Raw genomic sequence first — 21,106 nt, 5'->3', positions numbered from 1 at the left:
GCGGCCTCTTCCCTCGCGATGGCGGGTGGGCATCACGATCCGTGCGCTCTCTCTCACAAAACGTCGCGGCGGCTCGGGCCTGCCTGTCACACTGTGTGAGCCTTGATGACCGTACCCGGAGGGGAAGTTGGCCATGCCCGGCGAAGCGGACCGGCCGTACACCAGAGAAGAAGTGCTCCACGGCATCGCGCTCATGCAGGCGCATCTGAAGGAGGACACCGACGCGCTCGCCGCCCTGCACGGCGAGGAGGAGGACGAGGAGGCGGCCAGGGAGATCACCCGCGCCATGTACGCGCTGGCCCATCTGCTCGTCTTCGGGGCGGTCATCCCGGAGATGTGGGTCATCAAGAAGGGTCTCAGTTTTGGCAACACCAACAACGTCCCCGAGCTCCGGCTCGCGCTGCTCATGGTGGAGCGGATCGAGCAGCGGATCGAACTGGCCCATGTCCACCCGGTGGTCGGCGCGATGTCCGTGGGCGATGTGATGGGCCTGATCGTGCGCTGCGTCGGCAAGGACATGGACGAGGTGCCCGACTTCCTCGACGTGGTACGGGAGCGGACGCTCCGTTCGATGACCGCCTGACTCACAGGCGCACCCGGGCTGCCACCGGCAGATGATCGCTTCCGGTCGCCGGCAGCGTCCAGACCTCCGCCACGGTCGCCGACCGGGCGAGGACCTGGTCGATCCGCGCCACCGGGAAGCCCGCGGGCCAGCTGAGCGCGAACCCCGTCGCGGGCGCGGCTGTCTCCGCGAGCACCGGCCCGAGGCCCCGGTCGTCGAGCGTGCCGTTGAGGTCTCCGAGGAGGATCACCCGGTCCAGCCGCTCCGCCGCCACGGCCTCCGCGAGCAGGACCGCGCTCTCATCCCGCCAGGCGGAGGCGAAGCCGTCCCCCAGTCCCACGCGCACCGACGGCAGATGGGCGACGAACACGGCGACGTCCCCCCGAGGGGTGCGTGCCGTCGCCCGCAGTCCCCGCTGCCAGCCGTCCCCGATGCCGTCCGGTTTGATGTCCAGGGGGCGTACGTCGGTCAGCTCGTACGCCGACCAGAGGCCGACCGTGCCGATCACCGCATGGTGGGGGAGGTCCGGGCCGAGCTCCGCCTCGTAGACCGGCCGGGCGGCGGGCGTCACCTCTTCCAGGGCTACGAGCTGCGGCCCTGCGGAGCGCAGCGCCCGGGCGGCGCCGCGCGGATCGCTGTTCTCGTCGCTGACGTTGTGCTGTACCGCCGTCAACTCGTACCGCCCGCCGTCGCCGCCGGCGGGCAGCAGCAGCCGTCCGAAGACGGCGAGCCAGACGGCGACGGCCAGGACGGCCGCGAGCAGCGCGGTCGCCGACCGGCGCAGCAGCGCCAGGCCGAGCAGGACGGGCGTCGCCAGCCCGAGCCAGGGCAGAAACGTCTCCAGGAGGCTGCCCAGGCGGCCTGGCGTGTTCGGCACTGCGGACGGCCAGGCGAGCAGCAGCGCCACACATGCCGAGGCCGCCGCCGTGGGCCTTCCATGCGCCCATCGCCATCGTGTGCCGCCGCTGCCCGGTCTCATCGGCTCCTGTCCCGCCCATCTGTTCGATCATGTTCGTCCGTGTGTACTGCGACGCGGTGGAGTGCACAGAGGGTTCCCGTGCCGATCGGCGGAAGAGAGGGACCTGTGGACCGTTGACCTTAAGGGGCGAATAAGCGTATATAGGACTTAAAGGTCACATAAAGGCTTCTCAACAGGAGGCGGCCCGCAATGACCACCCACCCGAGCATTGAGCATCACCCCGACCTGGCAGAGATGCGCTCCCGTTTCGAACGGGCGACGAGCACCCCCATCGCCCAGGGTGTTGAGGCCCTGGCTCTGCTCACAGGTCTGTACCTGGCGGCATCGCCGTGGATCGTCGGCTTCAACGGCCTCACCACACTGGCTGTGAGCAACCTGATCGTCGGCGTCGCCTACGCCCTGTGCATGGGAGGGTTCCGCTCGGCGTACGAGCAGACCCATGCCATGGCCTACTGCGCCGTCGCCATCGGCGTATGGACGATCATCGCTCCGTGGGTCGTGTCCGGCGCCGTGGACACCACCCGCACCATCGTCAACAACGTCATCGTCGGCGGCGTGGCTGTGGTCCTCGGCCTGGCGATGACCGCGGTGGCGGGGCGTCGCCGAGAACGCGCCTAGCGCCCCTCGCGGGCGCCCGGCGTCGACCTGCGGGACGCACGCACACCGCGTCCACGCACCCCAGCCCCGGCCGGACTCCGGCCGGGGCCCTCTCGTCCCCTCCCGCGGTCGGGAAACGCGTTCCCCGGATCGGGATGACGGCGCTTCGGGTTCCGTCAAGCCCCCCGCGCCCCGTGCTCCCATCGGCGCCGACGGGAGTTCGTCGCGCCGACATGGCACGGCTCACCAGCGGACGTCCGAGCCGATGACTTCGGCCCTGCTGACGACCGCGGTGCCTGAGCTATGTTGAGCAAAAGTGGGATGAGAAGGAGGCACACCGGTGCCATCAGGGCAACAGGAACGCGCGCAGGCGTCCGCGATCACTCCGGGGCGGCACTACCCGGGCGAGGAGCCGACCCCCGCTCAGACCGTTCGCACCCTCTTCGGGGGCCATCGGCTTTCGCCCGCGCAGCGGCGCATCGCGCAGTACATCACCGACCACCTCACCGAGGCGGCGTTTCTGTCGATCACGGAGCTCGCAGAGCGCGTGGGCGTCAGCCAGCCGTCGGTGACCCGTTTCGCGACCTCCCTCGGCTTCAGCGGCTTCCCCGCGCTGCGCGAGGCGCTCCAGCCCATCGCCCTGAGCGCCGTGGCCGGCACTCCGGACATGCGCAGGGAGGACCGCCGCAACGAGCTCCAGGCGGCCGTGGACGTGGAGATCGCCAATCTGGAGAGCCTGCGCCGGGTCTTCGCCGACACCGACCAGGTCCTCGACGTGGGACGCGAGCTGGCGCGCTCCGTGCCGCTGACCGTGCTGGGCCTGCGGATCTCCGTCTCCCTCGCCGAGTACTTCGCCTACGCTGCGCGCCGCATCCACCCCGACGTGCGGCTCGTCTCACGCGGCGGCAGCGTGGCCAATGACGCGCTGCTGCAGTCCCGCGAGGCGGGGGGCAGCTGGGTGCTGGCCTTCGCGATGCCCCGCCACGCCAACGAGACCCTGGCGGCGATGCGTGCCGCGCGCAGCACCGGGCTGCGTGTGGCGCTGATAACGGACCTGACGCTGGGGCCGCTGGTCGAGGAAGCCGACATCGCGTTCACCGCCGGGACCGGATCGCGGCTCGTCTTCGACTCCTACGCGGCGCCGGGCGTGCTGACCGCGGCGATCCTCCAGGCCATGGCCGACGCCGACCCCGAACGCACCCAGCTCCGCCTGGAGAAGTACGAACAGGCGGCGGAGCAGCACGACTTCTTCCTCGAGCACTGACCGTGCCGACCGGGCACTGACTCAGGGGCGCAAGAAGCCTCCTCGGCGGGCCGGGGAGGATATTTTCAGGCCAGCAGGTGCATGAAATTTTTCATGCCCTTGCCTACTTGGCAGTAAATATATTTACTGCGTGGTGGAGCCCAGGGCTCCGGAGCAGCTGAGCCGGAACAGCACATGCGACGGAGTCCAAGGGTCAGGTGGACAGAGCACCGTGGGACGGCCTCCTCCTCGCCGCCCCAGGGTGTTCAGTTCGGGCACCGCACACCCCACGGATGCCCCCGGCGGCCCCGGCCAACCCCTGGGCCGGGCCGCCGGCAGCCGCCTGACCACTCCCGTGGCCGTCGTCCGGTGGTCCTCTTCACAAGCGCGGTGTCATGGCGCTTCCACGACGCCCAGCTGCCGCATCAGGCCGAGGTCGTCCACGTTCCACCAGCTCTCCTTGAGCTTGCCGCCCTCACAGCGGAACGTCGCATGGCCGGTTCCCGACACCTCGCGGTCCGTCGCCTCGATGCCCTTGTACGCGCCCACATGGCGGCCCTTGAACGAGAACCGCAAGCACACCGTGTCGCCCTCGGCGATCATGCTTTCGACGGTGGCGCTGGGCTGGAACGCCTCCATGATCTCCCGGTTCTCCTCCTTGGCCCGGGCGAGGTCCACGTCGTACGACGACAGGGAGGGGTCGTGCTCGCGGTAGCCGTCGGCGCACAGCCCGTCTGCCGCGTCGACATTGCCCTTGTTGATCACTTCCTCCACGAAGGTGCTCACGGCGATCTTGTTGAGCTGCTCGTCCCGGACGACGTCGAGGTCCGTGAACGACGGCATCTCGTCACAGAGCGCCACCAGCTCCCGGAAGATCCGGTCGGTCTCGGGCAGGTTGGAATTCCTCATCGCCTCCTCGTACGAGGGGAACTCCACGATCTCCAGGACGTGCGTGGCGTCGGAGCGGTCCTGCCCGACGATCGAGTGGGTGGCGGTCCGCTTGCCCTGGGTCGCCTGGACCCAGCTGTCCATCAGGCTGTTCAGCTCATCCAGCCTGCTGGTCTTGCAGTCGATGATCTGGACGAAGGTCATGGCTCCTCCTGTCGTGAAGCATGTGGCTGTGTTGTGTGCTGTTCGGCAGGCCGCCGGCGCGCCCACCCGCGCTAGAGGCGGTGGAGGCCGTGCCGGAGCCGGCGGCGCAGGAGTCTTCGCGCCCAGCGCACCGGCCCGAACGGCCCGCCGGCGGAGCGCGGCACATGCTGGGCGGCGCCGGGCGGCGGCCCGGGGGGCACGGGAGGGACGCGGAGAACCTGGCCGTCGATGTGCATGGCGCACACGGGGACGTTCCCGGACGGCGAGGGAGGGTCGATCGTGACGGTGAAGGGCCGCGGCGGTTCGCCCGGCAGCTCCGCCGCCACCACGACGGGCCCCTTGGCGGAGCCCCGTCCGTAGCCGACGACCTTGCCGTCCACCAGAAGCTCGATGTCCCGAGTCGCAACTCCGGGCCTCACGGTCACCGAGTGACCGTTGCGGTCGAGGTGATAGCGGTGAACGCGGGCCATGAGAAGCCTCCCGGACCCGGACGGTGCGTCTGTGTCAGCGGTGCGTCTGTGTCAAGCGTACGCATCCGGCCTGTCGGGGCGCTCCCCGGAGAGGGCCAGCACGCCTTCCGGGGTGAGCTCGACATGGGATCCGAACGGGCGGCTGACCCGGTCGAGGACCGTCCGCAGCCAGGCCCCGTCCTCGCGAGAGGCGTGTTCCAGCCGCATCCGCCGCGCCTGCAGCGGAACCATCCGCACCTCGCGGACGACGGCCCCGTCGGGGGCGGCCGCGTCCACCGACACCAGGTACAGCAGCCGCAGGTCGTCCCGGTAGGCGTCGTGCCCGCTGATGCCCTCGTAGTCGTCGACCAGATCGCCGCAGCCGTAGAGGACCAACCCGCGGCCGTACGCCTCGACCGGGCGGGGGTGATGCGACGAGTGGCCGTGCACGATGTCGACGCCCCCGTCGAGGAGTGCGTGCGCGAACCGCACCTCCTCGCGCGCCACGCGGTAGCCCCAGTTGGGCCCCCAGTGGACCGAGGCCACCGTCACATCGCCCGGCCGCCGCGCCCGGCGGACCCGGTCGGCGATCTCGGCGGCGGCGTCCTGCGAGGGCTCCGCCACCCAGTCGACGCCGCTGCGGTCCTGCCCCGCGGCCCAGCCGCTCGGGACGCCGCTGGTCGGCATGGCGAAGGAGAAGACCAGCACCCGGCCGGCGCGCTCGCCCGATCCGTAGGGGGCGACCGCCGGCTTCTGCGCCGCCCCGAGGGCCCGGCCGGCCCCCGCGGTCGCCAGCCCCGCGCCCTCCAGGGAGGCCAGGGTCTGCGCCAGGCCGCTCCGCCCGAAGTCGAGCACATGATTGTTGGCCAGCACGCAGACGTCGGGGCGGGCTGCGGCCAGCGAGGGCAGGTTGGCGGGGTGCATCCGGTAGTGGATGCCCTTGCCCGGCGCGAACGTGTCGCTCGTGGTGACCGAGGTCTCCAGATTGACGATCCGGACGTCGACGCCGGCGGCGTCCAGCACGTCCAGCGCCTCGCCCCACGGCCAGGTGAAGCCCACTGGACACGGAATCGGCCCGTTCGCACGCTCCGCGAGACCCACATACGCGCGTGCGTCATCCATGTAGGGCTCGTGCAGTTCGGGATCGCCGGGATGCGGCAGGATCTGATCGACCCCGCGGCCCAGCATCACATCGCCGCAGAGAAACAGCCTGACCAGCCCTTTGGCCATGCTCCCAGCCTAGGCCTTCCCACGCAGCACGCCGATCTTGTCGATGCGGTGTTCGGGGTTGCCCTTGGCGTCCCGCCAGAAGTTGCCCGCCGCGTCGTCCTCCGGCGTCGCACAGGTGGAGATGGTGATCATCGCCTCGGTGGGCTTCTCGCCGGGGGAGCCGGGCACGGCGGCCCGCTGCTCGGCCAGCGACCGCTCCGACCGGAACGACGTCGTACGGGTCTCGATGATCTCGTAGGCGTAGACCGTGCCGTCGAACTCGACGTACACCATGTCGCCCTCGTCGAGGGACGGCAGATCGCGCAGCGGACCGCCCGCCGACAGCCGGTGGGCCGTGACGAGGTAGTTGCCCCTCTCGCCGGGGCCGACGCCGCCCTCGTCGCCGTACGGGCTCGCGGCCACGCCCCGGTCCTGGATCCGGGTGCCCGGCCAGTCGTCCGTCGTGCCCTCGTACGGGACGACCCGCAGGTCCTTCACCCCGATCGCGGGCATCGACAGCGACGCGGCCCGGCTGCGCGGGTCGGCGGAGTCGCTCGGCTCGGGGGAGGGCTTCTGGTCCGGGACGGCCGCGGCGGCCGGAACCGCAGGCGGCGCGACGGTAGGCCCGGCAGCAGGCGAGGCGGAGGCGACAGGGGCCGGGGCGGCGGCTCCGGCGTCCCCGGGGCGGCCGCCGGAACACGCCGCGAGGGCGACGACCAGCGCGCTCGCTAGAGAGGCGGCGACAGCTCGGTACAGGCTCATGACTCTTCCATGCTGAGAGGAACGGCACGCCGAAGTCCAGCGGAGTCACCGACGGTCAGGGGATCACGACTGGCCGCGATGGACCACCGGCCGTAGATTCCGCGGTATGAGGCCGCAGCCCGGCGTCGCCCTCACCTCGGCCATGGTGGCGCTCACCCTGACCACCGGCGTCGTCGAGGCCGTCAGCTTCCTTGTGCTGGGCCCCGTGTTCACCGCCGTGCAGACGGGCAATCTGCTCCTGCTCGGCATCGCGTTCGGCGGCGGGGACGGCCTGTCCCCGGCGGCCTCCGCCGCCTCGCTCGGCGGGTTCGCGACGGGCGTGGTCCTCGGCACCCACTTCACGGAGCGCATCAAGGCCCGCGGACACCGCTGGCTGGTCGGCGCACTGTGCGCGGAGGCCGCCCTGCTGGGCGTCGCGGGGCTGGCGGGCTGGGGCATCGAGGCGGTCGGCCGGACGCCGACCGCCCGGCACTACGCGGTGACCGCGACCGTCGCCGGCGCCATGGGCCTGCAGGCGGTCGCGGCCATGAGGGCCCGGGTGCCGGACGTCCCCACGGTGGTGGTCACCCGCACCCTCGTCGTGCTTCTGAGCGTTCCGCCACTCGCCCCGCCCGCGGCGAACACACCTTCGGGTCCTCGGCACCAGGGGCGGCGGGCGGCCGCCTTCGGCGCGATGCTCACCGGCGCATGGCTGGGGGCGGGGCTGCTGCACCTGAGCGTCAGCCCGGGCGCCGTGCTGCTCGCGGCGGCAGGGGGAGTGCTGGCCGTCGGGCTCGGCTACGGTTACGTCCCCCATCGCCGCCCCCCGCGGCCGGACCGACCTGCCGGACCGACCCCCGCGCCGGACTGACCCGCCCTCGTGCGCCGCTGCCACGCGCACTGGACGAACGCCCGTCTGTCTGCCGCCGCCCCCGCAACGCGGGCACACGCACCGCCCACCCGTACGACACCGTCCGCATGCGGACGGCCGCCACGGGTACCCGCCCATCCCCAGCGATCACGAGCCTGCCCGCCGATCCAGGGCCGGCCAGTCAGAGGGACGGTGGGCGCCCGTGCAGCAGCAACGCCCGGGCCCGGCGCGCCTCACGCCGGCAGCCCTGCGGCTGTCCGTACGGGCGCTGCTTGCGCTGCTCGTGTGCCTGCTCGCCCTGCCCGCCGCCGCCGACCGCCCCGCCCAGCCGCAGGACCGCCCCACCGTCCTGGCCACCCGCGTCGACGACACCGTCACCCCGGTCATCGCCGCCCACATCGAGGACGGCATACGCGAGGCGGGGCGCGAGGGCCACGCGGCGCTCCTCGTCGAGCTGAACACCCCCGGCGGACTCCTCACCTCGACCCGGGAGATCGTCCAGGGGTTCTTCGCCTCCGACGTCCCTGTGATCGTGTACGTCGCCCCCTCCGGCGCGCGCGCCGCGTCGGCGGGCGCGTACATCACCATGGCCGCCCATATCGCGGCCATGGCGCCCGGCACGCACATCGGCGCGGGAACTCCCGTCACCGGCGAGGGCGAGACCGCCAGCGAGAAGGTGGTGAACGACTCCGCGGCGTTCGCCGTGGCGATCGCCGAGCAGCGCGGCCGGAACGTCGAGTTCGCCGACGACATGGTCCGCGACGGGATCTCCGTCTCCGACCGGGAGGCGCTGCGGCGAGGCGTCACCGACATCACCGCCGCCTCCCGCACCGAGCTGCTCGCCGCCGCCGACGGGCGGACCGTGACCCTCGCGCAGGGGCAGCAGACCGTGCTGGACACGGCGGGCGCACAGATCGACGAGTACGGCCTCGGCTTCTTCGGCGAGGTGCGGCAGCTCCTCGCCAGCCCCGAACTGGCCTTCCTCTTCCTGTCGCTCGGCACCCTCGCCGTGATCTACGAACTGGCCAGCCCCGGCATGGGGTTCGGCGGCATCATCGGGGCGATCCTGCTCATCCTCGGCTTCGTCGCCCTGAGCGTGCTGCCGTTCAACGCGGCCGGCCTCCTCCTGCTGGGCCTGGCCGCGGCCCTCTTCGCGGGCGAGGTGCTGACACCGGGCGTCGGAGTGTTCGCCGCCGGGGGAACCGTCGCCCTGGTGCTCTCCGGAGTCTTCCTCTTCCGCGGCGAGACGGGCGTCGACCCCGCCGTCCTGTGGCCGACGGCCCTCGTCGTCGGCGGGGGCTCCGTCCTCGCGGGACGTCTCGCCTGGCGGGCCCGGCGCGCCCCCGTCACCAGCGGCGGGGAACTGCTGATCGGCCAGGAGGCGACGGTCGCCGCCGCGCGGGGCGACCGCGCCCAGGTGCTGCTCGAAGGGGCCTGGTGGACGGTCCGCAGCCGTGACGGCAGCGCCCTGGCGAACGGCGCCCGGGTGCGCGTCGTCGACCGCGAGGACCTGGACCTCGTCGTCGAACCCGTGCCTCCTCCCGGCCCGAGTCCGCCACACCCGAAGGAGAGTCCGTCATGAACGCCGCCTGGACCGGCATCGCCGTCGCGGCCCTCATCGTGCTGCTTCTGCTGATGCTGTCCGTGAAGATCGTGCCCGAGTACGAGCGCGGAGTGATCTTCCGTCTCGGCCGGATCATCGGGGCGAAAGGCCCGGGGCTGTTCTTCATCATCCCCGTCGTCGACCGGCTCGTACGGGTCTCCCTGCGCACGGTCACCATGGACATCCCGCCGCAGGACATCATCACCAAGGACAACGTCACCGTGCGCGTCAACGCCGTGACCTACTTCAACGTCGTCGACCCCAACCGCTCCGTCGTGGCCATAGAAGACCATGTCAAAGGCACCTCGCAGATCGCCCAGACCACGCTGCGCAGCATTCTCGGCCAGGTCGACCTGGACGAGCTGCTGGTCAACCGCGACGAGATCAACCAGCGGCTCCAGCAGATCATCGACGACGTCACCAACCCCTGGGGCGTCAAGGTCACCCTGGTCGAGGTCAAGGACGTCGAACTGCCCGAGGCCATGCGCCGCGCCATGGCCCGTCAGGCCGAGGCGGAGCGCGACCGGCGCGCCAAGGTCATCCACGCCAAGGGCGAGTTCGAGGCCGCCGAGACCCTGGCGGACGCGGCCCTGCGCCTCGAAGGCCACCCGGCCGCGATGCACCTGCGCATCCTGTCCACCATGACCGAGATCTCCAGCGAGCGGAACTCCACCCTCATCTTCCCGCTCCCGATGGAGGTCCTCCGCCTGGTCGACATGCTGAGCCAGAGCGGCGACCGCCCCGCCAAGCTAGCGGCGGAGCGGCAGGCCGACGAAACGTAGTGCGAAGGGAGGGGCGGAAGCGGGGACATCGCACGGACATCGCCGGCCGCGTCGGCCTCGGCGACCGAGCCACACCCGCCGCCTCCTGACACATCCCGGTCCCGCCGGCGGCCGCGCGTGCTCACAAGCCGTGTCGCCGGGCCCCGAGGACCCGCTCGCACACGGCCCGTTCGCTTTCCGGGGAGAACGGACCGCGGCGCGCGGCCACGGCCCGGCGGGTCTCCTCCGCGACCAGGTCCGCGTTGACGGCCGCGGCGGCCCGGGCCCCCGCCGCGGCGGCGCCCACCACCTGCTCGGTGAGCTGAACGGCATTGCCGGCGGCCCACACTCCCGGGACGGACGTCGCGCCCGAGGCGTCGACGGCCAGGGCGCTGCCGATGACATGGCCGCCCATCTCCTGCTCGGCCGGCTCCAGCCCGAGCGGGGCGAGGAAACCGACCCGGGCGGTGAAGCGCGGGGCGACCGCAAGCGCCCGGCACCGCACGGCCGTTCCGCCCGCCGTCCGTACGCCGCTCAGCCGGCCGTCGGCCGTCGTCTCCAGGGCCGTCACCTCCCCCTCCACGACGGCGACGCCCCGCGCGGCGAGCTGCTCCCACTGCTCCTCGTCCGGTTCCGGCCCGGTGTGCCGGAAGTAGGTGACATCGTCGCTCCACTGACGCCACAGCAGCGCCTGCCGCACCGCGAGCGGCCCCGTCGCCAGCACCCCGATCGGCTGGTCCCGCACCTCCCAGCCATGGCAGTACGGGCAGTGCAGCACATCCCTGCCCCACAGCGCGGCCAGCCCCGGCACCTCGGGCAGCTCGTCCGCGAGGCCCGTGGCCACCAACAGCCGCCCGCCGCGCACCGCGCCGCCGTCGTCCAGGACGACCCGGAACCCTCCGTCGTCGCAGCGCTCCACGGCCATGGCCAACGCATCCCGGAACTCCCCGCCGTAGCGGCGCACCTCGGAGCGTCCGACGGCCAGCAGCTCACGCGGGTCGACACCCTCCCGGCCCAGATGGCCGTGCACGCCCTCGGCCGGCGCGTTGCGCGGCTCGCCCGCGTCCACCACCACGGCGGAGCGCCGCGCCCGCCCCAGCGTCAGCGCCCCGCTCAGCCCTGCCGCGCCGCCGCCCACCACCACCACGTCGTAGCGCTGCTCGCCATCCTGTGAGGTGTTCATCGTCATTGCTCCCTCTCCGTCCCATCATGCGGCGTTACCTCCGTTTCCGGAGATGCGGAGATACTGCGCCCACCCTCCCGGGTCAAGCAATGTTCTTTGCCGATCCTGCAAACCGGTCCAGGGTCAAAACCCGCTCCCCCACCCGGGCGAACACATCTCGGCGCCCTTCCCGGAGATGCCACGACGGCGCCACGGGGCGGTTGAGGACCGACAGTCACAACCGTCGCCATCCGTCCGTGCGGCACCCACGAGTACGGCCGCGGGCAAGCCCGTTCATCCGTTGGAGGGGCGGCATCCCGCTCCGGGCGCGGATGGCGCGGGCGCTGCCGGAGCCGCCCCTACAGTCGGCCCGTGCTCATCCAGCCCGCCGCCGCGCCCGCCGGCGAAACCGCCGCCGGCAAAAGCGGTTCGGCCGACGCCCCCACCGGCGCACCCCCCACCGGCGCACCCCACACGGCGGACATCGCCCGCCTGCCAGGTCCCCGCCTTCCGCCCCGCGGCCTCCTGCCCTCCCGCCTCGCCGCCGCCCGGCTGCCGCTGTCGGTCACCGCGGCATCCGTGCCGCTGTACGCGCTGTGGGCCGGGTGGCTGGCCACGGGCGCCGGGGACCTGGCGGCGCAGGTCGCCTGGTCCTCGTTCGCCGAACACCATCCGGGCGGCGCGTACAACCTGTCGTGGTACGGGGGCATGCACCCGGCCAACTACAGCCTGCTGACCCCCCATCTGATGGCCCTCGTGGGTGTGCGGGCGGTGTCCGTCTGCGCGGGCCTGGCCGCCACCTGGGCCCTGACCTGCCTGATCCGCCGTGTGCCGCGGCTCACCGCGCCCCTGTGGCCCTCCCTCCTGGGCGCGGTCACCGTGTGGTGCAACGTCGCCTCCGGCCGCACCACGTTCGCCGTGGGCCTGGCCGCCGCCTGCTGGGCCTGCCTGCTGCTGCGCAGGCCCCTTCCCTGTGCGGCGGCCGCGGCGCTCACCGCCGCCTCCAGCCCGGTGGCCGGACTGTTCCTGCTGGTCGTCGGCGCGGCCCAGCTGCTGCTGCGCCGCCCGCGCGCCGCCGCGTCCCTGCTGCTCCCCGTGGCACTGGTTCAGCTCTGCGTCGCCCTCGCCTTCCCGTACTGGGGGGAGCAGCCGATGGACCTGCGTACCGCGGCCCTCCCGCTCCTTCTCTGCGCCGCGACGGCCCACGCCGTGCCCCGCTCCTGGACGGCCGTGCGGACCGGCGCGGCCCTCTACGCCGCAGGCGTTGTCCTCGCCCTGCTCCTCACCACGCCCGTCGGCTCGAACGTCGACCGGCTCGCGCTCGTCGCAGGCCCGCCCCTGCTGCTGGCAGCCCTGCTCACCGCGCCGGACCCCGACGTGGGCGCCGCACCGGCCCCGACCCTCCGCACCGCATCGGACCTCCACCGCGGCCGCGACCGCGGTGCCGGGCCGGGCCCGCGCCCCGCACGTCGCACGGCGCGCACGGCCGTGGTCCTCGCCGCCGTCCTGGCCGCCTCGGCGTGGACGCTCGGCAGATGCGCCGACGACCTGCGCCACTCCGTGCACGTCCCGGCCTGGGCAGGCCACGCCGAGGAGGTGACGGAGCAGCTGCGCCGTCTGGGCGCAGACCGCTCCCGCATCGAGGTCGTGCCCGCCCGCGACCACCGAGAGGCCTGGCTGTTCGCCCGCCGCTTCCAGCTCGCACGGGGCTGGAACCGCCAGCTCGACGTGGAACGCGCACGGCTCTTCTACGACGGCACCCTCGACGCCCGCACCTACCGCGCCTGGCTGGACCGCTGGGCCGTCAGCCATGTCGTCCTGCACACCGGGCGGCCCGACGGCCCCGCCGTCGCCGAAGCCGTGCTCATCGCCTCCCGCCCGCCCTGGCTGCGGCAGGTCTGGCAGGACGACCACTGGACCGTCTTCGCCGTCGACGGCGCGACGCCGCTGGCCGACGGGCCCGGTCGCATCGTCCGCGCCGCACCCGCCGAAGTGGTCCTCACCGTCGACCGCCCCGGCCCCGTCACCGTACGCGTCCGCCATTCCCCCTGGCTGCGCGCGGACAACGGCGCAGCCGTCCGGGCCGACGGCGAGTGGACCCGGCTGACCGCGCCGCGGGCAGGCCGCTACCGGCTCTACGCCCCCTACCTCGGCCTCTGACCGAGCATCCGCCGGCCGCGTCGCACACGGGCTAAAGTCCCTCCATGAGCGACAGCCTGCGCGCCCCGTTCGGGAACTTCACCGCCGTCCGCCCCGCCCTGGACGCCGCCGGACTCCTCGCAGGCCCCGTGGCCGAGGCGCTGCGCACCTGGGACAAGCGAGAAGCGGCCGCATCCGTGCTGTATGTGGACACCGACCCCGACAAGGCCGACACGGCCGTCTTCTGCGAGACATACGACGTGTCGCCCGGAACCTCCGCCAACTGCGTCGTGGTCGCCGCGAAGCGCGGCGGCGTCACCACCCTCGCCGCCTGCCTCGCCCTCGCCCACAGCCGCGTCGACGTGAACAACGCCGTCCGGCACCGCCTCGAGGCGCGCAAGGCCTCCTTCGCCCCGCGTGACACGGCGGTCGCCGAGACCGGCATGGAGTACGGCGGCATCACCCCCGTCGGGCTGCCCGCCGGCTGGCGGCTGCTCATCGACGACGCGGTGACCGCCGTCGACTGGGTCCTCGTCGGCAGCGGACGCCGCAGAGGCAAGCTCATCCTCCCCGGAAGCGCACTGGCCCAGCTCCCCGGAGCCGAGGTCCTGCCCGGACTGGGAGTGCCGGCCGCCGACTGATCCCCTGTCAGGGCGGCGGGAGGGGCACTGCTCTGAGGCGACCGGGTGAAGCCGAAGGACCCGGCGGCGCACCGACCCGTCGCGGGCGCGGCATCTGGTTCCCTGAACCCATGCGCTACGCCGTTCTCGGCACCGGAACCGCGGGCCGTACCCTCGCCGCCGCCCTCAGCTCGCTCGGCCACGAGGTCGTCATCGGCACCCGCGACCCCGAGACCACCCTCGCCCGCACCGAACCCGACGCCATGGGCAATGCGCCGTTCGCCCAGTGGGCGGTGAACCATCCGCTGATCCGCCTCCAGACCTTCGGCGACGCCGCCGCCCACGGTGAGCGGATCCTCAACGCCACGGCCGGCGCCGCCAGCCTCAGCGCCCTCGAAGCAGCCGGCGCCCGGCAGCTGAACGGCAAGATCCTGCTGGACGTCGCCAACCCGCTGGACTTCACCCACGGCATGCCGCCCACCCTCGACCCGGTCAACACCGACAGCCTGGGCGAACGGATCCAGCGCACCTTCCCCGGCGCCCGCGTCGTGAAGACCCTCAACACCATGAACAGCGCCGTCATGACCGAACCGGCCCGCGTCCCGGGTGAGCACCATGTCTTCGTCTCCGGCGACGACGCCGACGCCAAAGCGGCCGCCGTCGAGCTGCTCGTCGCCTTCGGCTGGCCCCGGGACGGCGTCATCGACCTCGGAGACATCAGCACCGCCCGCGGCCCCGAAATGCTGCTGCCGATGTGGCTGCGCCTGTGGGGCGCGCTGGGACACACCGACTTCAACTTCCACATCCAAGGGGCCCGCGCCCGCGGCTGATCCGAGGCGCCCGCCCGTCACCCCCGGGCAGTCTGGACCACCTCGACGCCCTCCGGCACGCCGCTCACCCGGGGCACGGACGACGGGCTGACCCGCAGGGTGCCCAGCCGCGGAAAGGCCGACAGCCACGCGAGCGAGCCGCCCAGGTCATAGCCGAGCCACAGATGCGTCACCCGCTCCCGCGGCAGCGTCCCGGTCAGTTCCTCCGGGGAGAGCGGCCCGGCGATATGCACCCGGCTGCGGCCGCCGAGCGACGCCAGGGCGCGCAGCTCCTCCTGGTCGGTGACCGTGAAGTACAGATCGCGCTCGTCCAGATGAGCGATGATCTCCTTGGCGTAGCGAGCCGTGTCGAACCGCCGCCAGGCGTGCGCCAGCTGAGCCCGTGTCTCCAGGCGCTCGCGGTCACGCAGCCCGGCGAGATAGTCGATGGCCATGTCGTCCGCGACCGAACTGGCCGTGATCGCGAGGATATGGGCCTCGTCGTCGCCGACCGTCGCCGGATCGGGCAGCATCTCCAGCACGATCGGGCCGATCCAGCCCAGCGCCCGCGCCGCGGCCGGAGTGGTGGGCCGGACGATGTCGCGGGTGAAGCGGTGCACCCGTTCCCGCACCTCCGGGTCGATCTCGCTCACATGCTCCAGGCAGGCGGCGGCGAGCAGCTTGCGGTGGCGGGAGGCGGAGGCCCGCAGCCCCGGCTGCGGGGCCAGCAGCCGGGTCAGCAGATCCGCGCACTCGTCGGGCCGCGACAGCGACACGGCCATCCGGAACACATCCTCCCACTCCGTCAGATGCGCATGGTTGAGCAGCAGTCCGAAGTCATGCCGCTGCACCGTCGCATCCGCCGCCAGATAGTCCTGGAACGTACGGTGGATGAAGTCGACCGCGCCCGGCGCGGGTTCGCGCAGCAGCCCGGTCCGGTTGAGCAGATGACGGTAGATCTGCTCGGCGTCGCCCTGCCGGGCGGCGTCCGGCACCGCCGGCAGATGCTGCGCCAGGATGTCCACGGCCACGTCGCGGTCCATCTCCGATCTCCCGTTGATCAGCATCCAGTGCGCCAGCTTCTGCAGCAGCTGGATCTTCGGCTGGCGCGGCAGATCGATCCCGTCGGTCGGCACCAGCACCGCACGCTCCCGGTCCCTGCGCTCCAGCAGCATCGACAGCGCGGCGTCGTACAGATCCTTGCGGCCCTTGGGCAGATAGCCGCGCCGTTCCCGGTGCAGTGCGCACAGCAGCCCGCACATCAGCGGATTGGTGGCCAGCCGCCCCAGGTCGCGGGTGATGCGCACCGCGCTGATCAGCGTCTGCTCATAGCGTTCCAGGCGCTCCGCGTCGGCGCTGGGCGCCTGCCGGGCGGCATGGTGCCAGCGCTGTATGAACGCGACGACGTCGTCCCGGCTCATGGGTGCGAGCCGCAGCTCCGTGAAGCCCTCGGCCGCCAGCCAGTCCTCCCGCACCGCGGACGGGCGCGAGGTCACCAGCCAGACATTCCCGGGATACAGCGCCGTCCACTCGCGCAGCCGGTGCCGCAGCTGCTCACGCTGGCTCTCCGGGGCCTCGTCGACGCCGTCGATCAGCAGCAGCCCCCGCCCGGCCGACAGCACCCGGTCCGCCCAGCCCGCCGGCTGCGCCTCCGCCCCCGGGTAGCCGACGGCGCGCAGAAAGTCTCCGGGCGTGGGAAAGCCGTCCCGCACGAACCGCCGCACCGGCAGCATGAAAGGCACCCTGCCGTGCAGTCCGGCCAGCGGCTCGGGCAGCTCGCCCAGCGCGGTGGACACCGCCAGCCACTGCATCAGGGTCGTCTTGCCGGAACCCGCAACGCCCCGCAGCAGAATCCGCGTCAGCCCGGACAGCGCCTGAGCGGCCGGGACCGCCGTGCCCGCCTCCTGCGGCTCATCGTCCCCGGCAGGCTCGCTCTCGCAGCGCAGACCGAGATAGGCGGAGCTCAGCGGCCAGGTGTCGGGGGAGTGCGCCAGATCGATCCCGAAGATCGTCAGATGGTTGTGGAGCACCGCGGTGTCCCTGGCGAACCGCTCCTCGAACGCGGCGTCCGCCCCGGCGGGCGACGGAACGCGCTCCGCCAGCCGCCGGTACCGCTCCTCCAGTTCGGCCAGGAACCGCCCGTGCTCCACCAGCGTCCGCGCCGTGAACTGGGAGCGGCTGCTGAAGAACTCCAGCACATGGCGGGACGCCACCTCGATCAGCAGCCCGTACAGCAGCGTCCCGTCGGCGCTGAGCTCCCGCCCGGCGCCGGGCGTCGCTGAGCGCAGCCGCCGGGCGAACTCCTCGGGCCGCAGCCCGACGGCCTGCACATCGCTCATCTCGATCTCGCCCATCGCCCGCAGGGTCCGGGCCACGGCATCGGCCACGGCAGGCTCCTCGTCCGGCGCGACCGGCCGCTCTCCGGGGCCCTCGACGGCACGGCGCACCAGCTCGGCGGCCAGCCGATCGAGATCGGCTTCCGTCAGGGTGCTCTTCTCGCCCCGGAAGGAGAGCAGCCGCGCGATCCGCACGGGTCGGCCGACCAGCCCCGCCCCCGGACCGCCGCCGGCGAAGAGCTTCTTGACGAGATGTGCGACCACCGGCTGGGACAGCCGCCCGACCACAAGTGCGGGATCCATCCGCATAACCCCCCGTAGAACTGGTGCCCCATCACATTCCGGTCCCGAGGGTAGTCCGCCCCCGCGCGGCCCCGGGCGATGATCGCCACAGGCCGCCCCGCCCGGCGCGTGAACCCGCACAGCGGCGTCGAGGTGCGAGACTGGAGACAAGATCTTCGGTCCGCGGCTGCGCGAGGTGCACTGATGAGCTGGGAATCGTGGACGACGACGGGACTGTACGCGGGAGCCGGAGGGGTCCGCACCGACGAGGCCGGCCTGCTGACCGGCGATGTCACCGTGCATACCACCTGGTCGAAGGGCGAGGCGCAGATCGCTGTGCAGTACAGCGGGGCGACGGACTGGTTCACCATGGCGGGCAGCCCCGTCCCCTGCGACACAGCGGAGCAGAGCCGTCGGCTGCATGACGCCGTGGTCGCGGCCGTCCGCCGCGGCGACGGCGCGACGGTCCCGACCGTGTGGTGACCCCCACGCCCCGCCAGGGCGGCGCCCCCAGCCATCCCGGCCCCGGGGGGCTGCCCGCGTGCCTGCCATGCCCGGGGTCCAGGTGCTGTCTGCCGGTCTTTCCCCCCGCCCCTCCCCGAACTCCTGGCTCCGCCCCGGACCCCGTACGGCCTGGAGGCGGTGTCCTCAACCGCCCCGGTTGCCGCCCCCGGACACCTCCCTCGGCTACCGCCTCCGGACCCCGCCCGGCGGCACCCCCAGAGGCGCGCCGCCCGGGTGACGCCCCCCACGGAGACGCCCTCAACGGGGCTGGAAGGCTGCGCCGAATTCCAGCCTCGTCGGCGTCTGAGGCGCGGGTGGCAGCACAATCGAGCCTTGCCGGTGTCTGAGGCGCTTGGGGCAGCGCAGTCGAGCCTTGCCGGTGTCTGAGGCGCGGGTGGCAGCACAATCAAGCCTCGCCGGCGTTTGAGGCGCGGGGGTCGGGGGGCGGAGCCCCCCGCACGGGGCCCGGGGCGGAGCCCCGGCGTCACGCCGGGGCTCCGCCCCGGGCAACAAGGCCTGCGCACGCGCACCCGTCCCGCGCGTCGCTGACAGGGCCCCGGCGGCCGACGCGGTTCCATGGGACCCGCCGCCTGACCGAAGCGAGGGAACGTGTCCGAACAGGAGGCCACGGGCGCCAGCCCGCCCGCGCCCGACCGGCTCCAGGCCGATGCCATCGGATTCGCCGAGGCCCTGGTCATCGGCTTGAACTCCACCTCCCCGGCCTACTCGCTGGCCGCCGTCATCGGCCCGGTCGTGGCACTCGTCGGCGTCTACGCGCCCGGGGTGATGCTCGCCTCGTTCGTCCCGATGGTCCTCATCGCCTCCGCGTTCTTCTACCTCAACAAGGCCGACCAGGACTGCGGCACCACCTTCTCCTGGGTCACCCGGGCGATGGGACCCTGGGCCGGCTGGTTCGGCGGCTGGGCCATCACCATGACCGGCGTCCTGGTGATCGGCTCGCTCGCCGACGTCGCCGTCCGCTTCGCCCTGCTCGCCTTGGGCCTGGACGGCTGGGCCGGCAGTGAGGCCGTACGCCAGACGCTCTCCGTCGTCCTCATCGTGGTGATGACCGCCGTCTGCGTGATCGGCACCGAAGTGTCCGCCCGTGTGCAGGACCTGCTGATCGCGGCGCAGGTCGTCCTGCTGCTGGTGTTCGCGGTCGTCGCCCTCTACCGCGTCTACGCGGGCACCGGCTCACTCGGCTCCACCGAGCCGGAGCTTTCGTGGCTGAACCCCTTCGGCGCCGGGGGAGCGGCGCTGACCGGCGGACTGCTGCTGGGCGTGTTCATCTACTGGGGGTGGGAGTCGGCGGTGAACCTCACCGAGGAGACCGAGAACTCCGCCAGCGCCCCCGGCAAGGCAGGCATCTGGTCCACGGTCATCCTGCTGGCGACCTATCTGTCCACCGGCTTCGCGGTCGTCGCCTACGCGGGCGTCGACTACCTCTCCGAGAACGCCGACGAGGAAGAGACGCTCTTCGCCCTGCTGGCGGGCGAGGTGATGGGCGGCTGGGACTGGGTCCTGCTGATCGCCGTCTCCACCTCCGCCCTGGCCTCCACCCAGACGACGATCATCCCCGCATCCCGCACGGCCCTGTCCATGGCCCGCCGGTACGCGCTGCCCGCTCAGTTCGCTCATATCCACCACCGCTTCCACACCCCGGACGTCAGCACCTGGTGGGTGGCCGCCATCGCCGTCGCGTGGTATCTCGCGGTCAACCAGATCAGCGAGAACGCCGCCTTCGACTCGCTCACCGCACTGTCCCTGCTGATCGCGTTCTACTACGCCCTCACCGGTGTGGCCTGCGCGGTCTACTACCGCAGGCTCCTCACCCGCAGCCCGCGCATCTTCGTCCTCGTCGGCCTCGGCCCGCTGATCGGCGCGGCGCTCCTCGCCTGGCTCCTCGTGGAGTCCGTCATCGACATGTCCGACGCCGCCAACTCCTACAGCGGCGTGTCCTGGTTCGGCCTCGGCCCGCCGCTGGTCATCGGCGTGGGAATCGCCGCCGTCGGCGTGGTCGTCATGGTGGTGTGGCGGCTGACGGCGCCCTCGTTCTGGNCGCTGGTCATCGGCGTGGGAATCGCCGCCGTCGGCGTGGTCGTCATGGTGGTGTGGCGGCTGACGGCGCCCTCGTTCTGGGCGGAGCGCCGGGAGACGGCCGACCCCCGGCTCCTGGACGCCAGCCCGGCGCCGTGACCGCGCCGCCGCACCCTCACCGCGCCGCCGCACCCTCACCGCGCCGCCGCACCCTCACCGCGCCGCCGCACCCCCACCGCCCGCCGCCCACCCGGCACGGTGACCGCCCCGGCCCCACTCGGCCCCACTCGGCCCCACTCGGCTCCGCGTGCCGCCGCACACCCACCCCGCCGCCTCCGCGCGCCGCCCGTCACCCCGGTGCGCCTCACCCAGGCCGCCGGCCCCCGGTGTTTGACTGAGCGCCGTGCCCCTCGACCGCTACGGCGTACTGTCCGGAACGCTTCACCGCCACTTCCGCGACCAGCCCGACACCCAGGGCCGCTGGTTCCACGTCAACCTGGAGGTCGACGCGCCCTCCGGCCGCTACCGGTGCGCCGTCGACGTCGACAGCAAGCAGTCCGCCACCGGTGTGCAGTGGCGGACCCTCACCCTGCCCGCCCCGGCGCCCGGCCCCGTGGCCGCCCTGCCGCCCGGCTACCACGACCTCGCGCGCACCGCGGAGTCCGGCGCCCTCGACTTCGTACGGCATCCCGCGCTCTCGGGCCGTCGCGGCTGCACCGCTCCCGGCCGCCCACCCTCCTGGTCGCCCGGGCTCCTCAGACTCCTCAGGCTCCTCGGGCTCGCCGACGGGCTCACCCCCCGGCGGCGCTGGGCCTCCGGCTCCAACCTGGACGCCGCCCGCGCCCTCGAACCGATCCTCGTGCCGGGCCGGACCGTCCTCGTCTACGGAGAGCCCTTCGACCGCGGCCTCGGCATGCACAACATCCACCAGAACCAGGGCGACCCGCACGGCAGCCAGTGGTGGGACGAGAACGGCGTCTGGCAGGACGGCGCGACCCTCACCCGCAGGGACGACGGCAGGTACGACGTGTTCCTGTCCAAGTTCTCGACCCAGGCCGACCGCACCGACGACGACGGTCACCCGGTGTAGCGGCGGCCACCCGGCGCGGC

The 21,106-nt window shown here is 72.8% G+C and carries 18 protein-coding genes and 1 pseudogene; 12 read left to right on the top strand and 7 right to left on the bottom strand.

Going from position 1 to position 21,106, the window contains the following annotated elements:
• The first annotated feature begins 133 nt into the window (after window positions 1-133).
• Entirely contained in the window at window positions 134-583 is a 450-nt protein-coding gene (locus QCN29_RS27895) for a DUF6224 family protein (protein ID WP_279931630.1), read from the top strand.
• Window position 584: 1 nt separating this feature from the next.
• On the opposite strand, the gene QCN29_RS27890 is transcribed toward QCN29_RS27895, so the two are convergent.
• Entirely contained in the window at window positions 585-1,541 is a 957-nt protein-coding gene (locus tag QCN29_RS27890; RefSeq protein WP_279931629.1) for an endonuclease/exonuclease/phosphatase family protein, read from the bottom strand.
• A 189-nt stretch (window positions 1,542-1,730) separates the two neighbouring features.
• Here QCN29_RS27890 and QCN29_RS27885 point away from each other — a divergent pair, with 189 nt between their 5' ends.
• Both QCN29_RS27885 and QCN29_RS27880 read left to right on the top strand, forming a co-directional pair.
• The gene (locus QCN29_RS27885; protein ID WP_279931628.1) at window positions 1,731-2,159 is read left to right on the top strand and encodes an SPW repeat protein; all 429 of its coding nucleotides are present in this window, start codon (window positions 1,731-1,733) and stop codon (window positions 2,157-2,159) included.
• A 319-nt stretch (window positions 2,160-2,478) separates the two neighbouring features.
• Window positions 2,479-3,402, top strand: a complete 924-nt coding sequence (locus tag QCN29_RS27880) for a MurR/RpiR family transcriptional regulator (protein WP_279931627.1) — start codon at window positions 2,479-2,481, stop codon at window positions 3,400-3,402.
• 372 nt (window positions 3,403-3,774) lie between these two features.
• On the opposite strand, the gene QCN29_RS27875 is transcribed toward QCN29_RS27880, so the two are convergent.
• The 4 genes from QCN29_RS27875 to QCN29_RS27860 all read right to left on the bottom strand — a co-directional run bounded on the left by QCN29_RS27875 (window position 3,775) and on the right by QCN29_RS27860 (window position 6,893).
• Complete coding sequence (locus QCN29_RS27875; RefSeq protein WP_279931625.1) at window positions 3,775-4,473, bottom strand: ester cyclase; 699 nt, start codon at window positions 4,471-4,473, stop codon at window positions 3,775-3,777.
• 71 nt (window positions 4,474-4,544) lie between these two features.
• Window positions 4,545-4,943 (bottom strand): hypothetical protein, encoded by a 399-nt coding sequence (locus tag QCN29_RS27870; RefSeq protein ID WP_279931624.1) that lies wholly within the window; start codon window positions 4,941-4,943, stop codon window positions 4,545-4,547.
• Between the two features lie 51 nt (window positions 4,944-4,994).
• The gene (locus tag QCN29_RS27865) at window positions 4,995-6,152 is read right to left on the bottom strand and encodes a CapA family protein (protein WP_279931623.1); all 1,158 of its coding nucleotides are present in this window, start codon (window positions 6,150-6,152) and stop codon (window positions 4,995-4,997) included.
• A 9-nt stretch (window positions 6,153-6,161) separates the two neighbouring features.
• Entirely contained in the window at window positions 6,162-6,893 is a 732-nt protein-coding gene (locus QCN29_RS27860; RefSeq protein WP_279931622.1) for a class E sortase, read from the bottom strand.
• Window positions 6,894-6,999: 106 nt separating this feature from the next.
• Here QCN29_RS27860 and QCN29_RS27855 point away from each other — a divergent pair, with 106 nt between their 5' ends.
• The 3 genes from QCN29_RS27855 to QCN29_RS27845 all read left to right on the top strand — a co-directional run bounded on the left by QCN29_RS27855 (window position 7,000) and on the right by QCN29_RS27845 (window position 10,128).
• A complete protein-coding gene (locus QCN29_RS27855) occupies window positions 7,000-7,743 on the top strand; it encodes a YoaK family protein (protein ID WP_279931621.1) in 744 nt (247 codons plus the stop codon).
• Between the two features lie 202 nt (window positions 7,744-7,945).
• Window positions 7,946-9,325 carry an NfeD family protein gene (locus QCN29_RS27850; protein ID WP_279931620.1) on the top strand — a complete coding sequence of 460 codons (1,380 nt, stop codon included), beginning with the start codon at window positions 7,946-7,948 and terminating at the stop codon, window positions 9,323-9,325.
• Window positions 9,322-10,128: a slipin family protein gene (locus QCN29_RS27845; protein ID WP_279931619.1), complete on the top strand. Its 807-nt coding sequence runs from the start codon at window positions 9,322-9,324 to the stop codon at window positions 10,126-10,128. Before QCN29_RS27850 ends, QCN29_RS27845 begins: the two co-directional genes overlap by 4 nt.
• A gap of 121 nt (window positions 10,129-10,249) precedes the next feature.
• On the opposite strand, the gene QCN29_RS27840 is transcribed toward QCN29_RS27845, so the two are convergent.
• A complete protein-coding gene (locus QCN29_RS27840; RefSeq protein WP_279931618.1) occupies window positions 10,250-11,290 on the bottom strand; it encodes an NAD(P)/FAD-dependent oxidoreductase in 1,041 nt (346 codons plus the stop codon).
• A gap of 351 nt (window positions 11,291-11,641) precedes the next feature.
• Here QCN29_RS27840 and QCN29_RS27835 point away from each other — a divergent pair, with 351 nt between their 5' ends.
• From QCN29_RS27835 to QCN29_RS27825, 3 genes are all read left to right on the top strand, one after another.
• The gene (locus QCN29_RS27835; protein ID WP_279931616.1) at window positions 11,642-13,429 is read left to right on the top strand and encodes a hypothetical protein; all 1,788 of its coding nucleotides are present in this window, start codon (window positions 11,642-11,644) and stop codon (window positions 13,427-13,429) included.
• Between the two features lie 44 nt (window positions 13,430-13,473).
• Window positions 13,474-14,049, top strand: coding sequence for a YbaK/EbsC family protein (locus tag QCN29_RS27830; RefSeq protein ID WP_279931615.1), 576 nt, complete (start codon window positions 13,474-13,476; stop codon window positions 14,047-14,049).
• Between the two features lie 110 nt (window positions 14,050-14,159).
• Window positions 14,160-14,858, top strand: a complete 699-nt coding sequence (locus QCN29_RS27825) for an NADPH-dependent F420 reductase (protein ID WP_279931614.1) — start codon at window positions 14,160-14,162, stop codon at window positions 14,856-14,858.
• 17 nt (window positions 14,859-14,875) lie between these two features.
• Here QCN29_RS27825 and QCN29_RS27820 read toward each other — a convergent pair whose 3' ends face one another.
• Window positions 14,876-17,476 carry an NACHT domain-containing protein gene (locus tag QCN29_RS27820; RefSeq protein ID WP_279931612.1) on the bottom strand — a complete coding sequence of 867 codons (2,601 nt, stop codon included), beginning with the start codon at window positions 17,474-17,476 and terminating at the stop codon, window positions 14,876-14,878.
• Between the two features lie 183 nt (window positions 17,477-17,659).
• Between QCN29_RS27820 and QCN29_RS27815 the strand changes: the two genes are divergently transcribed.
• The 3 genes and pseudogenes from QCN29_RS27815 to QCN29_RS27805 all read left to right on the top strand — a co-directional run bounded on the left by QCN29_RS27815 (window position 17,660) and on the right by QCN29_RS27805 (window position 21,086).
• The gene (locus tag QCN29_RS27815) at window positions 17,660-17,938 is read left to right on the top strand and encodes a hypothetical protein (RefSeq protein ID WP_279931610.1); all 279 of its coding nucleotides are present in this window, start codon (window positions 17,660-17,662) and stop codon (window positions 17,936-17,938) included.
• Between the two features lie 630 nt (window positions 17,939-18,568).
• A pseudogene (locus QCN29_RS27810) lies at window positions 18,569-20,017 on the top strand (APC family permease); the annotation flags it as partial.
• Between the two features lie 382 nt (window positions 20,018-20,399).
• On the top strand, window positions 20,400-21,086 hold the full coding sequence (locus tag QCN29_RS27805) for a DUF2278 family protein (RefSeq protein WP_279931608.1): 687 nt from the start codon (window positions 20,400-20,402) through the stop codon (window positions 21,084-21,086).
• The last annotated feature ends 20 nt before the right edge of the window (window positions 21,087-21,106 follow it).

Origin of the sequence: Streptomyces chengmaiensis (assembly GCF_029846775.1) — a bacterium.
GTDB classification, from domain to species: Bacteria; Actinomycetota; Actinomycetes; order Streptomycetales; family Streptomycetaceae; genus Streptomyces; species Streptomyces chengmaiensis.
This window is presented reverse-complemented; position numbering and strand designations above follow the sequence as displayed.

Excerpts from the sequence above, each read along its gene's own strand:
- QCN29_RS27895 (WP_279931630.1), top strand. The coding sequence starts at position 134 with ATGCCCGGCGAAGCGGACCGGCCGTACACCAGAGAAGAAGTGCTCCAC.
- QCN29_RS27890 (WP_279931629.1), bottom strand. The coding sequence starts at position 1,541 with ATGAGACCGGGCAGCGGCGGCACACGATGGCGATGGGCGCATGGAAGG.
- QCN29_RS27885 (WP_279931628.1), top strand. The coding sequence starts at position 1,731 with ATGACCACCCACCCGAGCATTGAGCATCACCCCGACCTGGCAGAGATG.
- QCN29_RS27875 (WP_279931625.1), bottom strand. The coding sequence starts at position 4,473 with ATGACCTTCGTCCAGATCATCGACTGCAAGACCAGCAGGCTGGATGAG.
- QCN29_RS27870 (WP_279931624.1), bottom strand. The coding sequence starts at position 4,943 with ATGGCCCGCGTTCACCGCTATCACCTCGACCGCAACGGTCACTCGGTG.
- QCN29_RS27865 (WP_279931623.1), bottom strand. The coding sequence starts at position 6,152 with ATGGCCAAAGGGCTGGTCAGGCTGTTTCTCTGCGGCGATGTGATGCTG.
- QCN29_RS27860 (WP_279931622.1), bottom strand. The coding sequence starts at position 6,893 with ATGAGCCTGTACCGAGCTGTCGCCGCCTCTCTAGCGAGCGCGCTGGTC.
- QCN29_RS27855 (WP_279931621.1), top strand. The coding sequence starts at position 7,000 with ATGAGGCCGCAGCCCGGCGTCGCCCTCACCTCGGCCATGGTGGCGCTC.
- QCN29_RS27845 (WP_279931619.1), top strand. The coding sequence starts at position 9,322 with ATGAACGCCGCCTGGACCGGCATCGCCGTCGCGGCCCTCATCGTGCTG.
- QCN29_RS27840 (WP_279931618.1), bottom strand. The coding sequence starts at position 11,290 with ATGAACACCTCACAGGATGGCGAGCAGCGCTACGACGTGGTGGTGGTG.
- QCN29_RS27830 (WP_279931615.1), top strand. The coding sequence starts at position 13,474 with ATGAGCGACAGCCTGCGCGCCCCGTTCGGGAACTTCACCGCCGTCCGC.
- QCN29_RS27825 (WP_279931614.1), top strand. The coding sequence starts at position 14,160 with ATGCGCTACGCCGTTCTCGGCACCGGAACCGCGGGCCGTACCCTCGCC.
- QCN29_RS27820 (WP_279931612.1), bottom strand. The coding sequence starts at position 17,476 with ATGGATCCCGCACTTGTGGTCGGGCGGCTGTCCCAGCCGGTGGTCGCA.
- QCN29_RS27815 (WP_279931610.1), top strand. The coding sequence starts at position 17,660 with ATGAGCTGGGAATCGTGGACGACGACGGGACTGTACGCGGGAGCCGGA.